This window comes from Kibdelosporangium philippinense, assembly GCF_021390435.2.
Classification (GTDB): domain Bacteria; phylum Actinomycetota; class Actinomycetes; order Mycobacteriales; family Pseudonocardiaceae; genus Kibdelosporangium; species Kibdelosporangium philippinense.
Window position 1 is genome coordinate 136,353 of record NZ_JAJVCN010000001.1, and the last position, 18,271, is coordinate 154,623.

An 18,271-nucleotide genomic window follows, 5' to 3' on the forward strand; every position below is an offset into this window, starting at 1 on the left:
GCCTACTACTTGACGTCAGGAGTTCGATGACCGTCCTGGACGAAAGTCAGCTACTGCTCGATTCCGGAACGGTTGAGAACCCCTCGATCCTCTACTCGGGTGGAGCAACGCCGCCCGAGCGCACGCTCGTAGACGTCCTCACGGCTACGGCGCGCCAGTACCCCAACGCAGCCGCTCTCGACGACGGTACGGCTGTCCTGACCTACCGCCAGCTCATGGTCGAGGTGGAGGCGCGGCGCGACATTCTCGCGGCCGCTGGCATTGGCGTGGGGGACCGCGTCGGCATCCGCGTCGAGTCCGGCACCGCCGAGCTGTACCTCTCGATCCTCGCGGTGCTCATGGCTGGTGCCGCCTACGTCCCCGTTGACGCTGACGACCCTGATGAGCGTGCTGAACTGGTCTGGGCCGAAGCCAAGGTCAGCGCGGTCATCGGCTCGCAGGGTGAGTTCCGGCCGATCGGGCAGCCGATGCGCTGTGGCACTGGGCCTGGGCCGGACGATGACGCGTGGATCATCTTCACGTCCGGTTCGACCGGTACGCCCAAGGGTGTTGCTGTCAGCCACCGCAGTGCCGCGGCCTTCGTCGACGCCGAAGCCCGGTTGTTCTTGCAGGAAGAACCAATCGGGCCTGAGGACCGTGTGCTCGCGGGTTTGTCGGTCGCGTTCGACGCGTCGTGTGAAGAGATGTGGCTCGCGTGGCGGCACGGCGCATGCCTCGTGCCTGCGCCGCGGGCGCTTGTGCGGACGGGCATGGACCTGGGGCCGTGGCTGTTGGAGCGTGAGATCACTGTCGTGTCGACGGTGCCGACGCTCGCTGCGTTGTGGCCCGTCGAGGCGCTCGACGAGGTCCGCCTGCTCATCTTCGGTGGGGAGGCGTGCCCGCCTGAGTTGGCCGAGCGTCTGGCTGTCGAAGGTCGCGAGGTTTGGAACACGTACGGCCCGACGGAGGCGACGGTCGTTGCGTGCGCTGCTCAGCTGACGGGTGAAGGCCCGGTACGGATCGGCCTGCCGCTGGACGGCTGGGACCTGGCCGTCGTTGACCAGGTTGGTAACCCGGTGGCGATGGGTGAGATCGGCGAGCTTGTGATCGGCGGCGTCGGCCTGGCTCGCTACCTGGATCACGAGAAGGACGCCGCGAAGTTCGCTCCGCTGGACTCGTTGGGCTGGGACCGCGCCTACCGCAGCGGCGACCTGGTCAAGGCCGAGCCTGAAGGCCTGTTGTTCGTCGGGCGCGGTGACGAGCAGGTCAAGCTGGGTGGCCGCCGGATCGAGCTTGGCGAGGTCGACGCCGCCCTGCAGGCGCTGCCGGGTGTGGCCGGTGCCGCAGCGGCCGTGCGTAAGACCAAAGCGGGCAACCAAGTGCTTGTTGGTTATGTGGTGGCCGAGGAGTTCGACGAAGCCGACGCCCTCGAGCGGCTGCGTACCGCCCTGCCTGCGGCTTTGGTGCCGTTGCTCGCGGTCGTGGACACGCTGCCGACGCGGACTTCCGGCAAGGTCGACCGCAACGCGTTGCCGTGGCCGCTGAAGACCGTCACCACAGAGCTGTCCGGCACAGCGGGCTGGCTGGCCGAGCAGTGGACCGAGATCCTCGGCATCGGTGTGGACAAGGAAGACGAGGACTTCTTCGCCCGCGGCGGCAGCAGCCTCGGCGCCGCGCAGCTCGTCTCGCTGGTCCGGCAGCAATACCCAGGACTTTCGGTCAGTGACGTCTATCAGTATTCGAAGCTCGGCCAGATGGCCAAACGCCTCGACGAGCTGGGCGTCGTGGAGACCACGAGCCGCACGGTCGAGCCGACGCCGCGTGGCTTCGCGCTGGCACAGACCGCCTTGATGGCGCCGTTGCTGACGGTCGTGGGCGCGCGCTGGGTCGTCGCCCTCGCCGCGATCAACAACGTCCTGGCAATGCTCGGGTTCACGTGGGCACCAACGATTTCGTGGTGGTGGGTGGCGCTCGGTTGGGTCGCGTTCGTCAGCCCGCTTGGTCGTCTCGGCATAGCAGCAGGCAGTGCGCGGCTGCTGCTGAAGGGCCTGAAACCGGGTAAATACAAGCGCGGCGGTGGAGTCCACCTGCGACTGTGGATGGCTGAGCGGATCGCCGCGCTGACCGGTGTCTCGAACCTGTCCGGCGCGCCGTGGATCACGTACTACGCCCGCGCGCTTGGTGCCAAGATCGGCCGTGGCGCAGACCTGCATTCCTTGCCGCCAGTCACCGGCATGCTCAAGCTCGGCAAGGCAAGCGCGGTTGAGCCCGAGGTCGACCTGAGCGGTTACTGGATGGACGGCGACCGCCTGCACATCGGCAAGATCCGCATCGGTGCCGGTGCCGTGATCGGCGCGCGCAGCACGCTGTTCCCTGGGGCCCGTGTTGGCAAACGCGCTGAGGTCGCGCCTGGCTCCGCGGTCATCGGTGCCGTTCGGCCAGGTCAGCGTTGGGCCGGTGCGCCTGCGGTGAAGTCCGGTAAGCCTGGGCGGTCATGGCCGTCGGCTCGTGCACCGCGCAAGCTGCGTTGGGTTATCGCGTACGGCATCACGTCGTTGGTAATGGGGATGTTCCCGGTTATCGGTGCGGTGCCTGGCCTTCTGGTGCTCTCAGCGTTCCTCGACGGTGGTTTGGCGGGCGTGCTGACGGCCGTGCCGCTGGCCACGCTCGCGGCGATGGGCAGCTTTGCCGCGCTGATCCTTGTGTCCGTGCGGTTGCTGGGCATCGGGCTACGTGCTGGGCATCACCCCGTGCACAGCCGTATCGGTTGGCAGGCGTGGGCGACCGAGCGGTTGATGGACCTGTCCCGCATCCTGCTGTTCCCGATGTACGCCAGCTTGTTCACGCCAGTGTGGCTGCGGCTGCTCGGTGCGAAGGTCGGCCGCGGGGTCGAGGCATCGACCGTCCTGGCCATCCCGAAGATGACGACCATCCGCGACGGCGCGTTCCTGGCTGACGACACGATGGTCGCTACATACGAGCTCGCTGGCGGTTGGGTGCGTATCGGCGAAGCGCGCGTTGGCAAACGAGCGTTCCTCGGTAACTCCGGTATGACCGCGCCTGGCCGTGCCGTTCCTAACGGTGGTCTGGTGGGCGTGCTGTCCGCGACTCCCAAGCGTGCCAAGGCGGGTTCGTCGTGGCTGGGTATGCCGCCGATGAAGCTACGGCGGACCGTCGCCGAGGGAGACACCAGTCGGACGTTCGCTCCCGCCAAGCGTCTCAAGGTCGCGCGCGCGTTGGTCGAGATGTGCCGGGTCATTCCGGTCATGGCCGGTGTCGCGTTGGCTGTGCTTGTCCTCGCCGCGTTCGAGGGCCTCGTCAGTCAGTTTGGTTGGGCCGTGGCTGCGTTGCTGTCCGGCGGTGTGCTGCTGGGCGCCGGACTCGTTGCGTGCGCAGTGACGACGGCCGCGAAGTGGTTGCTGGTTGGACGGTTCCGTGCGGTCGAGCATCCGTTGTGGAGTTCGTTCGTGTGGCGCAACGAGCTCGCGGACACGTTCGTCGAGGTGCTCGCCGGGCCGTGGCTGATCTCGTCGGCCACCGGCACCCCGCTGCTGAACGGCTGGCTGCGGACCATGGGCGCGAAGATCGGCCGTGGCGTCTACCTGGACACGTACTGGCTGCCCGAGGCGGACCTGGTGTCGCTTGGCGACGGCGTGAGCGTCAACCGCGGCTGCGTGCTGCAGACGCACCTGTTCCACGACCGGATCATGAGCATGTCCGAGGTGCTCATGGACGACGGCTCGACGCTCGGCCCGCACGGCATCATCCTGCCCGGCGCGAAGGTGGGCGCTCGCACCACGATCGGCCCGGCGTCGTTGGTGATGCGCGGCGAAGGTGTCCCAGCCGACACCAGGTGGCTTGGCAATCCGATCTCCGCTTGGCCTACTGTCAGGGCGTGATCGACCCGTACCTGCCCGAGCACGGCGACCCGAACTATCACGTTGAGCACTACGACCTAGAGCTGGACTACCGGGTCGCCGCGGGCAGGTTGTCGGGCCGGGCCAAGATCACCGCGGTCGCGAAGACCGCGCTGACCCGCTTCGCGCTCGATCTCGGCACCTTCAAGGTGAACCGGGTAAGCATCGACGGCAAGCCGACCCGGTTCACGCATCGCGGGCACAAGCTGACTGTGCAGGCGAGGCTCGCGGCTGGGCGGCAGTTCACTGTCGAGGTGCGGTACGTCGGCAACCCGACGCCGATCAACACCAAGCATTGGGGCGAGCTCGGCTGGGATCACCTCGAGGACGGTGTGTTGGTCGCCAGTCAGCCAACGGGTGCACCTTCGTGGTTTCCGTGCAACGACCACCCGAGTGACAAAGCGACATATCGGATTTCGGTGACCACCGCGTCGCCGTACCGCGTGATCGCCAACGGTGACCTGATCGACGGCAGGGTGGGGGCGTCGACCACAACGTGGGTCTACCTCCAGCTCGAACCGATGGCCACCTATCTCGCGTCTATCCAAATTGGACGATATGAGTTCATCGAGCGGGCCGACGACCGGGTTCCTTTGCGTGCGGCCTTTCCGATGCGTCTGCTCGACGGCTACGCGCACGACTTCGGACGCCAGTCCGAGATGATGGTCGCGTTCGAGCGGATGTTCGGGCCGTATCCGTTCAACGCCTACACGGTCGTGGTGACCGACGACGACCTGGACATCCCGATCGAAGCCCAAGGCATGTCGATCTTCGGGGCCAACCACATCGACGGCCGTCGCGGGTACGAACGCCTTGTGGCGCACGAGATGGCGCATCAGTGGTTCGGCAACAGCGTGTCGATCGCTGACTGGCGCCAGATCTGGTTGAACGAAGGGTTCGCCGCGTACTCGGAATGGCTGTGGTCGCAGGCTTCCGGCGGTCAGTCCGCCGACGCGTTGGCGAAGGTGACGTGGGCGAGGCTCGCCAAACTGCCGCAGGACCTCGTCCTCGCCGACCCTGGGGTTGAGCGGCTGTTCGACGACCTGCTCTACAAGCGTGGCGCGCTTGCCGTACATGCCTTGCGACTGAGGCTCGGCGACGCCGCGTTCTTCGCGATGCTGAGGGACTGGACACTGCAGAACCGGCACGGCTCAGTGACCATTGAGGACTTCACACGGCACGCACAGCGGCATTCGCCGAAGCCGCTCGGCGACCTATTCACCGCTTGGCTCTACCAGGCTGCTTTGCCCGAGCTTCGCTAGGATCCGTTCCGCCTCAGCCACGGTTTTGATGATCACGTCCGCGCAGGCGGGCAGGTCGTCGAGCTTGCCGACGACTTGTCCCGCGGCCAAAACGCCCGCGTCCGTCCGGCCTTCGACAAGGCCAGCACGCAACAACATTGGCGTGTTGGCCGCCATGACCACTTGGGACAATGACAAGTCCCCGCGCATCGACCAGCCTTCGCGGAGCATGGACGACCACGACAGACCGCTGAGTTTCTTGAACTTGGCCGCGTTCTTGATCGCGTGCAGGAGACTGCTGACCCGGCCGGATTTCTCCAGCTTCTCCACGAGTTCGGTTCTCAGAACGCGATGCGGGACACCGTCAACGCGCTTGGTGACCACGGTTCCATCGAGGCCCTTGCTGAGGTAGAACTGTTTGACCTCGTCGGGAACCGTGCTTTCCCGCGTCAGCAGGAATCTCGTGCCCATCGCGATTCCTGCGGCGCCGTACGACAATGCTGCGGCGAGCCCGCGTCCGTCGAAGAATCCGCCTGCCGCGATCACCGGGATGTCGATCGCGTCTACAACGGACGGTATGAGCAGTGTTGTCGCGATGGAACCTGTGTGTCCGCCTGCCTCGCCGCCTTGCGCGATCACCGCGTCGGCGCCCCATTCGGCGACCTTCTCCGCGTGCCGTACTGCTCCGACCGACGGGATGACCAGCGTGCCCGCGTCTTTCAGCTGCTTGATCAGGTCGGCTTTTGGTGCCCTGGCAAAGGATGCGACCCTGATTTTCTCCCGGATCAGCAGATCGATCCGTTCTCTGGCATCGACCGCGTCCGATCTGAGGTTCACGCCGAAGGGCTTGTCCGTGCGGCTTTTGGTTTCGGCGATTGCTTTTTTGAGTTCCTCGTAGGTCATTGTGGCCGATGCGAGGATGCCAAGGCCGCCAGCCTCCGCGCTCGCCGCGACCAGTCGTGGACCGGCGACCCAGCCCATTCCGGTCTGTACCACCGGATGCTCGACGCCGACGAGTCGCGTGAGGGCGGTTTTCACACTCGTACCTCACGATCTCGCTTACCGCCTGGATCGAGAACCGTCCGGATCAGCTCAAGCTCTTGCTCGGTTGGGTCCCGCGTGATCGACGGCTCCTCATACTCGGGGAGCTCGAAACCGGTCTGGTCGGAGACCTCTTGGATATCGACGTCTGGATGGACGGAAACCAGTCGCATCCGGCGATCCGGTGTGTCGAAATCGAACACCGCGAGGTTGGTGACCACTCGGTGGATGTGGTGGAACGGGCCCGCGTGCTTGTCGTAACCGACACCTGAGACCACGTCAACCGCGTCGACAAGAACTCGCTTGCTGTGCCGTGGAATCCAGTAGCTGGTCTTGTGGTTCGCTGTGTTGCCCGGCGCGCCACGGAAACCGAGCAACTGCCTGCTCGGCTTGCGGTGGTCGCCGATCGCGGAGATGTTCTGGTTGCCGAACTTGTCGATCTGGTTCGCGCCCATCACTACATGCCGGGTTCCGTGCGCCACCACATCGAAAACCTTGCGGTACGGCAGCCAGCCTTCGATCTCGCCTTGTGGCGTCAGCAAATAGGCCTCGCCGTCGGACAGCAGCAGGTCCGGCTCGGAGGTCAGCCTCGCCAGCCGGGCGCCGAGGCTGGGGACCAGGCCCATCGGGCTGGCCAGGATCTCGCCGTCGCCCGCGAACAGGTCCGCACAGGCCGCGACGCATACTTCGGCCCTGGTCACCGCCATGCCCGCACCGCCTCCTGGTAGCCGCGCTCGCCGCCGGTCAGGAACCTGTCCACAAAGGAATCCCAGTTCGCCTCGGCGTAAAGCTTCTGAAACTGTTCGTCACGTGGGTAATCCGGCACGCAGCTGGTGAAATGCGCGCCATTCGGTGTTTCCACGACCCCGTCGACCATCATTCTGTTCAACAGCAACGTCTGCACGGGGCCTTCGAACGTGTCCACGACCTGCTCGCACGACACGTACCGGCGCTTTGCCGCAAGGCAAAAGAGATCGTCGAAGTAAGGGTCGGGACCGAGGTACTGGGCGTTGCCGTGTCGATCTGCTCGGTTCATGTGGATCAGCGCGACATCAAGGTGCAGCGCGGGCATCGCCACGAGTTCTTCGCCGTCGTAAGGCGATCGGATCGTGCGCAGTTCGGGATTCGTACGCATCACGTCCGAGCCGAGCCCCGCGCGGATCGGCAGGAAGGGCAGCCGGTGCCCGGCGGCAAGGAGTCCACATTGGAACATGCCTTCGTCGAGCTCGGTGACGTCCAGATCACCTTCCTGGCGAAGTTTTTGGAAGTACGGGTCGTAGGCCACCGTGTCGAGCGAGACGAACCCGAAGACCAGCTTGCGGATTTTTCCTGCCGCGGCGAGCAATCCGACGTCCGGGCCGCCGTAGGACACGATCGTCAGGTTCTTCAGCGGGGAGTCGAGGATTGCCCGGACGAGTGCCATCGGTTTGCGGCGCGAACCCCAGCCGCCGATGCCGACGGTCATTCCGTCGGACAGTTCCGCCACCACTTCGGCTGGCGTCATCCGCTTGTCACGCATCTTTCGCTCCGTTGATGAAAGCGTCGCGTGCCTCGTCCGAGGCGTCGGTCAGGTTCAGCTCGAACGTAAAACCTTGTTCGTAGCGGTAACTGCGGTGCACTGGTTGTGGATCGATCCCGTTGATCGCTTCTTTCGCGCGCCGGATCACTCTGGTGTCCTTGGCCGCGATCTCACCTGCCAGCTTCAACGACGCTTCGTCGAGCCCATCGCGTGTCACGACCTCGTACACCGAACCGTGGTGGTGCAACTGTTTGGCGTCGATGTTGCGAGCCGTGTAGTACAGCGTGCGCATCAGATGCTGGGGGACAAGTCTCGCCAGATGTGTCGCCGCACCGAGCGCGCCTCTGTCCACTTCAGGCAGTCCAAAGTAGGCGTCGTCGGACGCGATCACGATGTCGCTGTTGCCGACAAGACCAACCCCGCCGCCGAGGCAGAAGCCTTGAACTGCGGCGATCACGGGCACCGCGCAGTCGTACACCGCCGCGAATGCCGCCGCGCAACCACGATTGGCACCGATCAGGGCGCCATGTCCTTCGGTGCGCTGCATTTCCTTGATGTCCACGCCCGCGCAGAAGCCTTTGCCCTCGGCGCGAAGGATCACCACGTGAGTCGCTGGGTCGTCGCCCGCGGCAAGGATTGCCGTGGCGAGGTCGAACCAGCCTTGCACCGGCGGCGCGTTCACCGGTGGGAAGTCGATGGTGACCTGGGTGACGCCGGGACCCGCCCGGCTGCTGGTGATCCCCATGGACCCTTCTTCCTAACCTAGCGATTGCTTGGTAACTTATCAGGGCCCGGTTCGCATGAGAAGGAGTCAGGAGTGGAACTCGCGCTCGACGGGTCGGTCGTCCTGGTGACCGGAGGTGCGCGCGGGGTCGGACTCGGCATCACACAGGCGTTTCAGGCCGCTGGCGCGACCGTGGTCATCTGCGGCCGGACGGAACCCGCCTCCCACGTGGCTGACTTCATCGCGTGTGACATCAGGGATACCGAACAAGTCGACGCCATGGTGACCACGATCGTCTCCCGCTATGGGCGGCTGGACATCCTGGTGAACAACGCCGGAGGCGCACCGGTTGTCTCGACGGGTTCGGCGTCACCCCGGTTCCACGAAGCCGTCATCCGGCTCAACTTGGTCGCGCCGCTCTTGGTGTCGCAGCGCGTGAACGCGGTCATGCAGGAGCAGGCCACCGGCGGATCGATCGTGATGATCAGCAGTATCAATGGTTCGCGCCCGGCACCGGCTTCTGTCGCATACGGTGCCGCGAAGGCCGGGATCAACAACATGGCCGCGAGCCTTGCGGCGGAGTGGGCGCCGAAGGTCCGCGTGAACTCGCTCGGCGTCGGGATGGTCCGTACCGACATCACCGAGGAAGCGTTTGCTCCGATCATGGACGAGGCCGCCGCGGCTGTCCCGTTGGGACGTTTGGCTGAGCCTTCGGAAATTGGCGCGTGCGCGGTCTTTTTGGCTTCTCCGCTGGCGTCCTATGTCACCGGCGCGACGCTTCTCGTGCACGGCGGGGGTGAACTGCCCGTCTACTTCGATAGGGAGACGCCTTGAGCAAGCTTTGTTCTGGCCGCGTTGTCATCGTCACCGGTGCGGCGCGTGGGATTGGTCGTGCGCATGCTCTTGCGTTCGCCGCTGAGGGCGCTTCCGTTGTCGTGAACGACTATGGCGTCGGGATTGACGGTTCTGGCGCGTCTTCCGGCCCTGCTTGCGCGGTGGTCGAGGAGATCGTCGCCGCGGGTGGATCGGCTGTGGCCAACTTCGACGATGTGGCTTCGTGGGACGGCGCGGCCGCGTTGGTCGACACGGCCGTGCAAGCGTTTGGTCGGCTCGATGTCCTGGTGAACAACGCGGGATTCCTGCGTGACCGGATGCTCGTGAACATGGCCGAGGAGGAGTGGGACGCGGTCGTCCGTGTGCACCTCAAGGGCCACTTCGCTCCCATGCGGCACGCCGCCGCGCACTGGCGATCGATAGCCAAGTCGGGCACGATGCCGGACGCCCGCGTGATCAACACAAGTTCCGGCGCGGGACTGTTGGGCAGCGTGGGCCAGGGCAATTACAGCGCAGCCAAGGCCGGGATCGCCTCGTTGACCTTGGTCGCCGCGGCCGAATTCGCGCCTTATGGCGTGACAGTGAACGCCATCGCTCCCGCCGCCCGTACCCGGATGACCGAGCAGACATTTGCTTCAACCATGGCCGCGCCCGCTGACGGCTTTGACGCGATGGCCCCGGAGAACGTATCACCACTCGTGGTTTGGCTGGGCAGCACGGAATCCCGTGACGTCACCGGCCGAGTGTTCGAAGTGGACGGAGGCCGAATCTGCCTCAACACCGGCTGGACACCTGGCCCCACCGCAACCAAACCCGCCCGCTGGTCACCAGCCGAACTCACCCCAGTGATGAAGGACCTGCTCGCGCAGGCCCCCGCACCACTCCCACCCTACGGATCCTCCTCGTGAGTGGTTATCCGTGTTCTAACCCGCATAACCACTCACGAGCCTTGAGCAGCGGGAACAGCTAGTTCCGCCGGTCCAGCCTGCCCTCCTGAGGATGGCCAGGACCTCGGACGCCACTCCGCATGGGTCCTTGTGGACTTCGTGCCAGCCGTAGATGAGGCGGGAGCGCCCGGCAAGCTCGGCGGCATTGTCCCTGCGCCGGTCCCGGAACGCCACGCCAGGAGTTGCGTGGTAAGCCCTGCCGTCCAAGCGGACGGTGAGGGGGACTCCGAGACTGTCGTAGGTCGCGTCCTCCCAGAGGACTCGATCGTCGACGGAGAAAGGGACCTGACGGTCAGCAGGCGGGATCCCATGCGCGAGCTCGACCTCCCGCAGGTATTCGGCTTCGAGGACGGACATCAGCCCACCAGCGATGAGCTCGACCGCGCGGTCAAGCGCCTTTCTGTACCGGTACGCCCTGCGCAGCTCGAGCACAGTGCTCAGTTCCGTCGCAGTGACTCCGCTGCGGCCCACCAGGTCGATCATCGTGTCCACAGCTTCTTGTGATGTGGGCTGTGCGACCGCCAAATCGATGATGGTGTCAACGCGCCTGGTTCGGGGCAGATCGTATACCCGGACGGTGAAGCGCAAGGCCCGTGACCGGTGCACGACAACAAGATCGGGTTGGGAGATCGCGGAACATCCGTACGGCACTGTGATCTCCACAGGACCATCCCGGATCGGCACCATGCCCCATTCCTCGGCAGCCGTGTAGTGGCTCAATGTCGCGTCTGGCCCGCCGTACAGGATGGCTGCGGACAATCGGGCAGCACGCGGCAACTCACCAGTGAAGGTGGCGTACACACCTCGCAGGATGCGCTGCCAACGCCGCGCGGCGACGTTCGCGGCAATGCCCGCGTGGCTGAGGCCGAAGTAGCGTCGCAGTTGCTCGTGGGAAACGATTCCCTGCTGGTCGCCGACCAACCGGTTCCAGTCTGACTGCTGATGGTCCGGCACCGACCATCGTGGAGTACTAGGCATGCGAAGGACCGTCGCACACCCCACCGACAATCTCCGTCCTCGTGAGTGGTTATCAAGGTTAGAACACGAATAACCACTCACGAGGGTCTTTTTAGAGGCGTTCGATGATGGTCGCGGTGGCTAGCGCGCCACCTGCGCACATGGTGACGAGCGCGCACGTTTCGTCGCGGCGTTCGAGGGCGTGCAGTGCTGTGGTGAGCAGGCGCGCGCCCGTGCTGCCGACTGGGTGACCGAGGGCGATGGCGCCGCCGTTGACGTTCACGCGGTCGGTGTCCGGCTTGTGCACGCTCGTCCACGACATCACGACGGATGCGAAGGCCTCGTTGACCTCGAACACGTCAAGGTCGCCGATCTTCATGCCGCTGCGCTCAAGTACGCGCGCGGTCGCTTGAACAGGGCCGTCGAGGTGGTAGTACGGCTCGGCGCCGACGAAGGTTTGCGCGACGATGCGCGCCCGCGGCCGTAACCCCAGGGCCCGAGCACGGTCCGAGTCCATGAGCATCACCGCCGCGGCGCCGTCGGAAATCTGCGATGACGTGCCTGCGGTGTGCACGCCGCCTTCCATGACGGGTTTGAGGTTTGTCAGGCCTTCGAGGGTCGTGTCGCGCAGGCCTTGGTCCTGCGTGACACCGTTGACCGGGACGACTTCGGCCGCGAAATGCCCGGAATCCCAGGCGTTGCGTGCTTTGGCCTGCGACCAGACGCCGAACTGGTCGACTTCCTTTCGGCTGAAGCCTCGGCGTACGGCGATCCGTTCGGCGGCTTCGTACTGGTTGGGCAGGTCGATGTCCCAGTCGTCCGGGCGCGGCATGCCGACGTCGACACCGAGGTTGGATCGAAGTGGCACGCGGCTCATCGCCTCGACGCCGCACCCGATACCGATATCTATCGTGCCCATCGCGATCAGTCCGGCGATCAGATGAACCGACTGCTGCGCCGAGCCGCATTGGCAGTCGACGGTCATGCAGCCCGTGGTGTGCGGCAGACCGGCGTGCAACCACCCCGTGCGGGTGATGTTGTTCGACTGCTCACCCGCCTGGGTTACACAGCCACCGGCGACCTGTTCTACCAGCACCGGGTCGATGCCCGCACGCTCGACCACCGCCCGTTGCGCGGTGCCGAGCAGCTGCGCCGCATGCAGCCCGGCCAGCCAACCTCCTCGTTTGCCGATCGGTGTGCGTACCGCTTCGACGATCACCGGATGACCCACGCCGAGCACCTCCCGTGCCTGTCCGTGATCGAAAAATAGAACACGTTCCCGTCATCAGCAAGACTGATGGCTAAGCAGCTCTTTCGTTGAGTTAACGGTGTATGCTTAAATCGGTCGTAGAACGTGTTCCACACCGTTGTGGGGGGCGACCCGAGGAGGCAATCGTGGCCGAACCCAGGATCCCCGAAGGCTTCGACTTCACCGATCCCGATGTTTACGCCACGCGGTTACCACACCAGGAGTTCGCCGAACTGCGCCGGTCCGCCCCAGTCTGGTGGAACAAGACACCGAAGCGGGACTGCGGATTCGACGACGACGGCTACTGGGTGGTCTCCAAGCACTGTGACGTCAAAGAGGTGTCCCGCAACTCGGATGTGTACTCCAGCAGCGAGAACACCGCGATCATCCGCTTCGGCCCGGACATCACGAGGGAGAAGATCGAAGCGCAGCGGCTGATCATGCTGAACATGGATCCGCCGCAGCACACCAAAGTCAGGGCGATCATCCAACGCGGCTTCACGCCCCGCGCGATCAACAGCCTGCGTGACGCACTGGCCAACCGCGCGGAACGGATCGTGAAAACCGCGCTCACCGAAGGAACGGGCGACTTTGTTCTGGACGTCGCCTGCGAGCTTCCCCTGCAGGCGATCGCGGAGTTGCTCGGCGTCCCGCAGGACGACCGGCACAAGTTGTTCGACTGGTCGAACCGGATGATCTCCTACGATGATCCTTCGGCCTCCCAACCAGAACTAGCCTCGGCCGAACTGCTCGGTTACGCGTGGCACATGGCTGAGGACAGGAAACGCTGTCCGGCGCACGACATCGTGACGACGTTGGTGAACGCCAACATCGACGGTGAAGACTTGGCGTCGGAGGAGTTCGGTTTTTTCGTTCTGCTGCTTGCGGTGGCGGGCAACGAAACCACGCGAAACGCGATCACGCATGGGATGCACGCGTTCTTGGAGCACCCCGAGCAGTGGGAGCGGTTCAAGGCCGAACGCCCGGCGACCGCGGCTGACGAGATCGTCCGGTGGGCGACCCCGGTCATGGTTTTTCAGCGAACCGCCAAAGTGGACACTGAACTCGGCGGCGTCGAGATCAAGGCGGGCGAGCGGGTGGGCCTGTACTACAGCTCGGCGAACTTCGACCCCGAGGTGTTCGACGACCCGCACGCGTTCGACATCGGCCGCGATCCCAATCCGCACTTGGGTTTCGGCGGTACGGGCGCGCATTACTGCATCGGCGCGAACTTGGCGAGGCTGGAGATCGACCTGATCTTCAATGCGATCGCCGAGCATATGCCGAACATCGCGATGGCCGCCGATCCGGTCCGGTTGCGGTCCGGCTGGCTCAACGGCATCAAGGAATTCCCGGTCATGTACGCATGACAGACAACAACTCCTGGGCCACCGGGCCCAGGAGTTGTTCGTCAGCGGATTGTCTGCCAGAAGCCGCAACGGTGTTCGCGGGCCAGATCGATCGGGCCTGTCTGGGCAGCGGCCAGTGATTGCACAATGCCGCCTTGATACACGGGCCATCCCGGGTCGCCGTTCTTGGCGAACGCCACCCAATGCCCGATCAGCCGGTCCGCGAAAGCCTTCTGCCCCGGCGTGAACGAAGTCGGCATGAGGTCGAGCAAGAAGTCCATGTCGGCGCCATGGGTCGCACTGGGCGGCCAACCCTCGAACTGCCGGACCGCGGGCTCGGCGAATTCATAGCCATACGCCGGAGCTCCGCGACTTGCAGCCTTGAGAGCAGGCAGCTGCGTGCATGCACCGACCATGGCGCCGTAGTCGGTCAGTGCCGTCGCCAGCGTCAAGCCTGGATTCGAACCGGCCGGGTAGGCCGAAAGGATTCTCGAGGCTTCTTTGCCGAACATGCCCTTGATGACCTTCGGGTAATCAACGGGTTGGCCCGAAAAGGTGACATGCGCACGGACCTCATGTTTGGTCCCGCCGTGCAGCAAAGGAACATCCGCGGCCAAGCCCAGTTGCAAAGCGGTCAAAGGCTGAAGCGGTAACGCGCGTGTACCCGCGACAGGCATCCAAGTCTTCCCAGTGGCATACCGGTGCACCTGGAAAGTTTCGGCACGGTCGGAATGCCGGACGAGTTGCGACGCAGGCAAACCACGAAGACAAGCCTCGGTCGAACATCCAGCAAAAGAAGCGAACGCCAGCCCACGCTCAACCGCGGTCGCCGGATCAAGCACAGCGTTCCCGCACGGAGCGCTCTGAGCAATAGCCTTTGAGAACAACCCACGCGCGCCAGGAGAAGCCAACTGCGAACAGACGCTGACACCACCAGCCGACTGTCCCCACAGCGTCACGTTGCGCGCGTCCCCACCGAAAGCGGCGATGTTGTCACGCACCCACCGCAACGCGAACTGCTGGTCCGCGAGCCCGAAGTTGCCGGCATAAGGGTCATCCAGCGAAGGATGCTTGAGGAACCCGAACGCGCCAAGCCGGTAGTTCAGCGTGACCACAATGGCGTCATGCTGGACCATCCGCCGCGGGTTCCAAGCGTCACCAGCGCCGGTCACCAACCCACCACCATGCACGAACACCAGCACCGGCAACCCTTTACGGGCCCCAAGCGGAGTGGTCACGTTGAGGAACAGGCAATCCTCTCCGCCGGTGACACCACCCTGAAAATTCGACTGCGTACATCGTTGACCCGGCCGAGTGGCATCACGGACACCTTGCCAAGGCTTGGCAGGTTGTGGCGAACGCCATCGCAGCGGGCCAACTGGCGGTGCGGCGTAAGGGATTGCTTGGAAACTTCGATGGTCCGCGGCCACAACTCCCTGCAGCCAACCATCACTGGTCTGAACGCGGGCCTCATCCGGCGGGGGACCACCGGACATCCCGACTACGAGCGTGGCCACTGCCGCGAGAATGCTTGTCATACGGACAAAGATCCCGGCGCGAGCCGCGCAAGTCGTCGGCAGCCGGGCGTATCAGCCTCCACGCCCGGGACCGTACGCCGAGTCAGACGCGACCGGGAACGTCCAGGTGAGTGCCGGTAATCGCGCTTGCTTCGTCACTGCACAGGAAGTGGATGACGTCCGCGATCTTCTCCGGACGCACCCAGCGGGTGAAGTCAGCCTGAGGCATGCTCGCCCGGTTTATCGGCGTGTCGATCGTGCTGGGCAGCACGGCATTCACCCGAATCCCCTCGGATTTGTACTCCACAGCCAGCGTGTCCACTAGCGCGAGCACCCCTGCCTTCGCGGTGATGTAGCCAGCCGCCCCGGAGAATGGGCGGAGCGCGGCCCGGCTGGACACGCACACAATCGCCCCGCCGGTCTTGAGCATGTGCGGCAGGCTGTGGTGGCACGCCAGATACGTCGGACGCAGATTCAACCGCAGCTGAGCCGTGAAATCATCCACAGACGTCTCGTGTACGCGGCCCGCCTTGTGGAAACCGCCAACAAGGTTGACCACGGCGGCAAGGGGCGCGTCCTCGCGGCTGGTGGCCAGCTTGACGCACGCGGCGACCGCCTGGTCGTCGAACAAATCCGTCTCGGTCAGTTCGAGCATGCTGTGCCGAGGCAGCCTGGGCAGTTCACCCGGCGCGATCCACGGCACCACCACGCGCCACCCGGCGTGCAGGAACCGCGCGGTCACGGCCGTGCCCAGCCCACCCGTGCCGCCGGTGACCAGGACCGTTCGGGTCAGGTCGGCTTGTTCGCGCTCACTATCCACATCGCGAAGTATTGCGAACCTCCGCCGTATGCGTGACCCATAGCCACCCTTGCATCGGGCACTTGGTGCGCTCCCGCGCGGCCCATCACCTGCATAGCGGCCTCGGCATAGCGGATCAGGCCGGATGCGCCGATCGGGTTGGACGACAACACTCCACCCGATGGGTTGACTGGCAGCAGGCCGCCGATCTCGGTCTCGCCCGCTTCGGTCAGTTTCCAGCCCTCGCCGATCTCGGTAAAGCCGAGGTTCTCCAGCCACATCGGCTCGAACCAGGAGAACGGGACGTAGATCTCGGCCGCGTCGACCTGGTTGAGCGGGTCGTCGATGCCTGCTTGACGCCACAGCGCCTTCGCTGCGTCTTGGCCTGCGCGTGGGTTGACCTGGTCGCGGCCCGCGAAGGTGGTTGGCTCGGTGCGCAACGCGGTCGCGGTGATCCAAGCGGCGTTCGATCCGGCCGTCTTCTCGTCGGCGATCACGATCGCGCAGGCGCCGTCCGAGGATGGGCAGGTTTCGTCGTAGCGGATCGGGTCCCAGAGCATCTTGGACGCGCGGACCGATTCCACGGTGATGTCGGGCTGTTTGAGGTGGGAATGGGGGTTGCGGGCGCCGTTGCGCCGGTCCTTGGCCGCGACCATCGCGCCGACGTGCTCCGGGGCGTTTGACCTGCGAATATACGAGCGCACGTGCGGTGCGAAGTACCCGCCCGCGCCCGCGTGCACTGGCATGGTGAACGGCGTGGGGATGGACAGCGCCCACATCGCGTTGGACTCGGATTGCTTCTCGAACGCCACCGCCAGAACCCTGCGGTGTACGCCGCTTTGCACCAGGGATGCTGCGACGTTCCCGGTCGAGCCGCCGACGGATCCCGCGGTGTGCACGCGCAGCAAAGGCTTGCCGACCGCGCCTATCGAGTCCGCGAGGAACAGTTCGGGCATCATCACGCCTTCGAACATGTCCGGTGCCTTGCCGAGAACGACCGCGTCGATGTCCGGCCAGTCGACGCCTGCGTCGGCGAGTGCCCGGTCGATCGCCTCGCGGCACAGGCCGCCCATGGACACGTCCAACCGCTTGGCGGTGTGGTCCGTCTGCCCGGTCCCGATCACCGCGGCCAGCTGTCCGGCCATCAGCCCCGTCCCTCCATCAGGCACACCAGATTGTGTTGCAACGCAGGACCGCTTGTGGCGTGCGCCATCGCGCGGTCGGCCTGCCCCGAGCTCACTTGCCGGGCGGCTTCACCGATCCTGATCAACCCGGCTGCGAACATCGGATTTCCGCACAGCACGCCACCGGACGGGTTGATCCGCGTTCCGTTCAGGCCGAGTTCCTGGCGCAGCAGGAGTTCTTGGTGGGTGAAGGGTGCGTGCAGCTCGGCAACGTCCACTTTGTCGAAACCCGCGTCCCTTGCCGCGCCCACTGTGGACGCTGACGTGGTCAGGTCACGGCCGCCAAGGTTCGCTGAGTCAACGCGATGCGCGATTCCGGTGATCCATGCTGGACGGTCGGACAGTTCACGTGCCCGATCACCGGCAGCCAAGACGACCGCCGCGGCGCCATCCGTGATCGGTGCGCAGTCGTGTTTCCGAAGTGGATCAGCCAAGTACGGCTCGGCCAGCAGGTCATCCGCTGTATAGTCGCCTTTGAGCTGCGCCAACGGGTTTCCCTTTGCGTCAGCACGGCTGCGGACCGCGACTTCGGCCATCTGTTGCTCGGTCCACTTGCCTTGGTCGAGGCCCGCGCGGGCCTGCAACCCGGCGACGCTGACCGAGTCCGGCCACAGTGGAGCGACCGTGTACGGGTCCAGCTGCATGGTCATCACGCGCCGCAACTTGCCCGCTGAGGACTTGCCGAATCCGTACACCAGCGCGAGGTCCACTTCGCCTGTCTGGATCTTCACCCAGGCCTCGTAGAACGCCCACGCCGCGTCGGCCTCCACATGGGACTCGTTGATCGGTGGGAAAGCGCCGATCGCGTCGACCGCCGCGATGAACGAGAACGCTCGACCGGCGACGTAGTCCGAAGATCCTGAGCACCAGAATCCGATGTCTGATTTGGACAGGCCGAGGTTTCCGAGCACCTCGTGGAAGACCGGCACGAGCATCTCGACACCGTTGGTCGTGCCGTGTGTCTCGCGGACGGCGGGTGCCTGTGCGAAGCCGACTACCGCGACATCTCTCACC

At 65.0% G+C, this 18,271-nt stretch carries 15 protein-coding genes; 5 read left to right on the forward strand and 10 right to left on the reverse strand.

The annotated features are described in order from the left end of the window. Positions 1-26 precede the first annotated feature (26 nt). Positions 27-3,878, forward strand: coding sequence for a Pls/PosA family non-ribosomal peptide synthetase (locus LWC34_RS00675; RefSeq protein WP_233722429.1), 3,852 nt, complete (start codon positions 27-29; stop codon positions 3,876-3,878). Continuing rightward, positions 3,875-5,158, forward strand: coding sequence for a M1 family metallopeptidase (locus tag LWC34_RS00680; protein WP_372496414.1), 1,284 nt, complete (start codon positions 3,875-3,877; stop codon positions 5,156-5,158). Before LWC34_RS00675 ends, LWC34_RS00680 begins: the two co-directional genes overlap by 4 nt. Here LWC34_RS00680 and LWC34_RS00685 read toward each other — a convergent pair. Genes LWC34_RS00685 through LWC34_RS00700 form a run of 4 tightly spaced genes read right to left on the reverse strand, consistent with a single transcriptional unit; the run spans position 5,111 to position 8,442 of the window. Next, positions 5,111-6,175 (reverse strand): NAD(P)H-dependent flavin oxidoreductase, encoded by a 1,065-nt coding sequence (locus tag LWC34_RS00685; RefSeq protein ID WP_233722430.1) that lies wholly within the window; start codon positions 6,173-6,175, stop codon positions 5,111-5,113. The genes LWC34_RS00680 and LWC34_RS00685 overlap by 48 nt on opposite strands. Further along, positions 6,172-6,885 carry a CoA-transferase subunit beta gene (locus LWC34_RS00690; RefSeq protein WP_233722431.1) on the reverse strand — a complete coding sequence of 238 codons (714 nt, stop codon included), beginning with the start codon at positions 6,883-6,885 and terminating at the stop codon, positions 6,172-6,174. The genes LWC34_RS00685 and LWC34_RS00690 overlap by 4 nt, the downstream gene beginning before the upstream one ends. Further along, positions 6,876-7,697, reverse strand: coding sequence for a CoA transferase subunit A (locus LWC34_RS00695; RefSeq protein ID WP_233722432.1), 822 nt, complete (start codon positions 7,695-7,697; stop codon positions 6,876-6,878). The genes LWC34_RS00690 and LWC34_RS00695 overlap by 10 nt, the downstream gene beginning before the upstream one ends. Next, a complete protein-coding gene (locus LWC34_RS00700) occupies positions 7,690-8,442 on the reverse strand; it encodes an enoyl-CoA hydratase family protein (RefSeq protein WP_233722433.1) in 753 nt (250 codons plus the stop codon). Before LWC34_RS00700 ends, LWC34_RS00695 begins: the two co-directional genes overlap by 8 nt. A gap of 72 nt (positions 8,443-8,514) precedes the next feature. Here LWC34_RS00700 and LWC34_RS00705 point away from each other — a divergent pair, with 72 nt between their 5' ends. After that, positions 8,515-9,255 (forward strand): SDR family oxidoreductase, encoded by a 741-nt coding sequence (locus tag LWC34_RS00705; RefSeq protein ID WP_233722434.1) that lies wholly within the window; start codon positions 8,515-8,517, stop codon positions 9,253-9,255. After that, entirely contained in the window at positions 9,252-10,163 is a 912-nt protein-coding gene (locus LWC34_RS00710) for an SDR family oxidoreductase (protein WP_233722435.1), read from the forward strand. Before LWC34_RS00705 ends, LWC34_RS00710 begins: the two co-directional genes overlap by 4 nt. 15 nt (positions 10,164-10,178) lie before the next feature. On the opposite strand, the gene LWC34_RS00715 is transcribed toward LWC34_RS00710, so the two are convergent. Both LWC34_RS00715 and LWC34_RS00720 read right to left on the reverse strand, forming a co-directional pair. After that, entirely contained in the window at positions 10,179-11,180 is a 1,002-nt protein-coding gene (locus LWC34_RS00715; protein WP_233722436.1) for a hypothetical protein, read from the reverse strand. Positions 11,181-11,271: 91 nt separating this feature from the next. After that, positions 11,272-12,390, reverse strand: coding sequence for a steroid 3-ketoacyl-CoA thiolase (locus LWC34_RS00720; protein ID WP_233722437.1), 1,119 nt, complete (start codon positions 12,388-12,390; stop codon positions 11,272-11,274). Positions 12,391-13,226: 836 nt separating this feature from the next. On the opposite strand from LWC34_RS00720, the gene LWC34_RS58635 reads away from it, so the two are divergent. After that, positions 13,227-13,778, forward strand: coding sequence for a cytochrome P450 (locus LWC34_RS58635; protein ID WP_372496512.1), 552 nt, complete (start codon positions 13,227-13,229; stop codon positions 13,776-13,778). A 41-nt stretch (positions 13,779-13,819) separates the two neighbouring features. On the opposite strand, the gene LWC34_RS00730 is transcribed toward LWC34_RS58635, so the two are convergent. The 4 genes from LWC34_RS00730 to LWC34_RS00745 all read right to left on the reverse strand — a co-directional run bounded on the left by LWC34_RS00730 (position 13,820) and on the right by LWC34_RS00745 (position 18,270). After that, positions 13,820-15,295, reverse strand: a complete 1,476-nt coding sequence (locus LWC34_RS00730) for a carboxylesterase/lipase family protein (protein ID WP_233722439.1) — start codon at positions 15,293-15,295, stop codon at positions 13,820-13,822. A gap of 82 nt (positions 15,296-15,377) precedes the next feature. Then, complete coding sequence (locus LWC34_RS00735; RefSeq protein ID WP_233722440.1) at positions 15,378-16,094, reverse strand: SDR family oxidoreductase; 717 nt, start codon at positions 16,092-16,094, stop codon at positions 15,378-15,380. Continuing rightward, a complete protein-coding gene (locus tag LWC34_RS00740) occupies positions 16,064-17,218 on the reverse strand; it encodes a thiolase family protein (protein ID WP_233722441.1) in 1,155 nt (384 codons plus the stop codon). Before LWC34_RS00740 ends, LWC34_RS00735 begins: the two co-directional genes overlap by 31 nt. Continuing rightward, on the reverse strand, positions 17,218-18,270 hold the full coding sequence (locus tag LWC34_RS00745) for a thiolase family protein (RefSeq protein ID WP_233722442.1): 1,053 nt from the start codon (positions 18,268-18,270) through the stop codon (positions 17,218-17,220). Before LWC34_RS00745 ends, LWC34_RS00740 begins: the two co-directional genes overlap by 1 nt. Position 18,271: the final 1 nt, after the last annotated feature.

Bases quoted from the DNA above. Each gene is read 5' to 3' on its own strand.
- LWC34_RS00695 (WP_233722432.1), bottom strand. From the start codon at position 7,697: ATGCGTGACAAGCGGATGACGCCAGCCGAAGTGGTGGCGGAACTGTCC.
- LWC34_RS00730 (WP_233722439.1), bottom strand. From the start codon at position 15,295: ATGACAAGCATTCTCGCGGCAGTGGCCACGCTCGTAGTCGGGATGTCC.
- LWC34_RS00715 (WP_233722436.1), bottom strand. From the start codon at position 11,180: ATGCCTAGTACTCCACGATGGTCGGTGCCGGACCATCAGCAGTCAGAC.
- LWC34_RS00675 (WP_233722429.1), top strand. From the start codon at position 27: ATGACCGTCCTGGACGAAAGTCAGCTACTGCTCGATTCCGGAACGGTT.
- LWC34_RS00690 (WP_233722431.1), bottom strand. From the start codon at position 6,885: ATGGCGGTGACCAGGGCCGAAGTATGCGTCGCGGCCTGTGCGGACCTG.
- LWC34_RS00700 (WP_233722433.1), bottom strand. From the start codon at position 8,442: ATGGGGATCACCAGCAGCCGGGCGGGTCCCGGCGTCACCCAGGTCACC.
- LWC34_RS00740 (WP_233722441.1), bottom strand. From the start codon at position 17,218: ATGGCCGGACAGCTGGCCGCGGTGATCGGGACCGGGCAGACGGACCAC.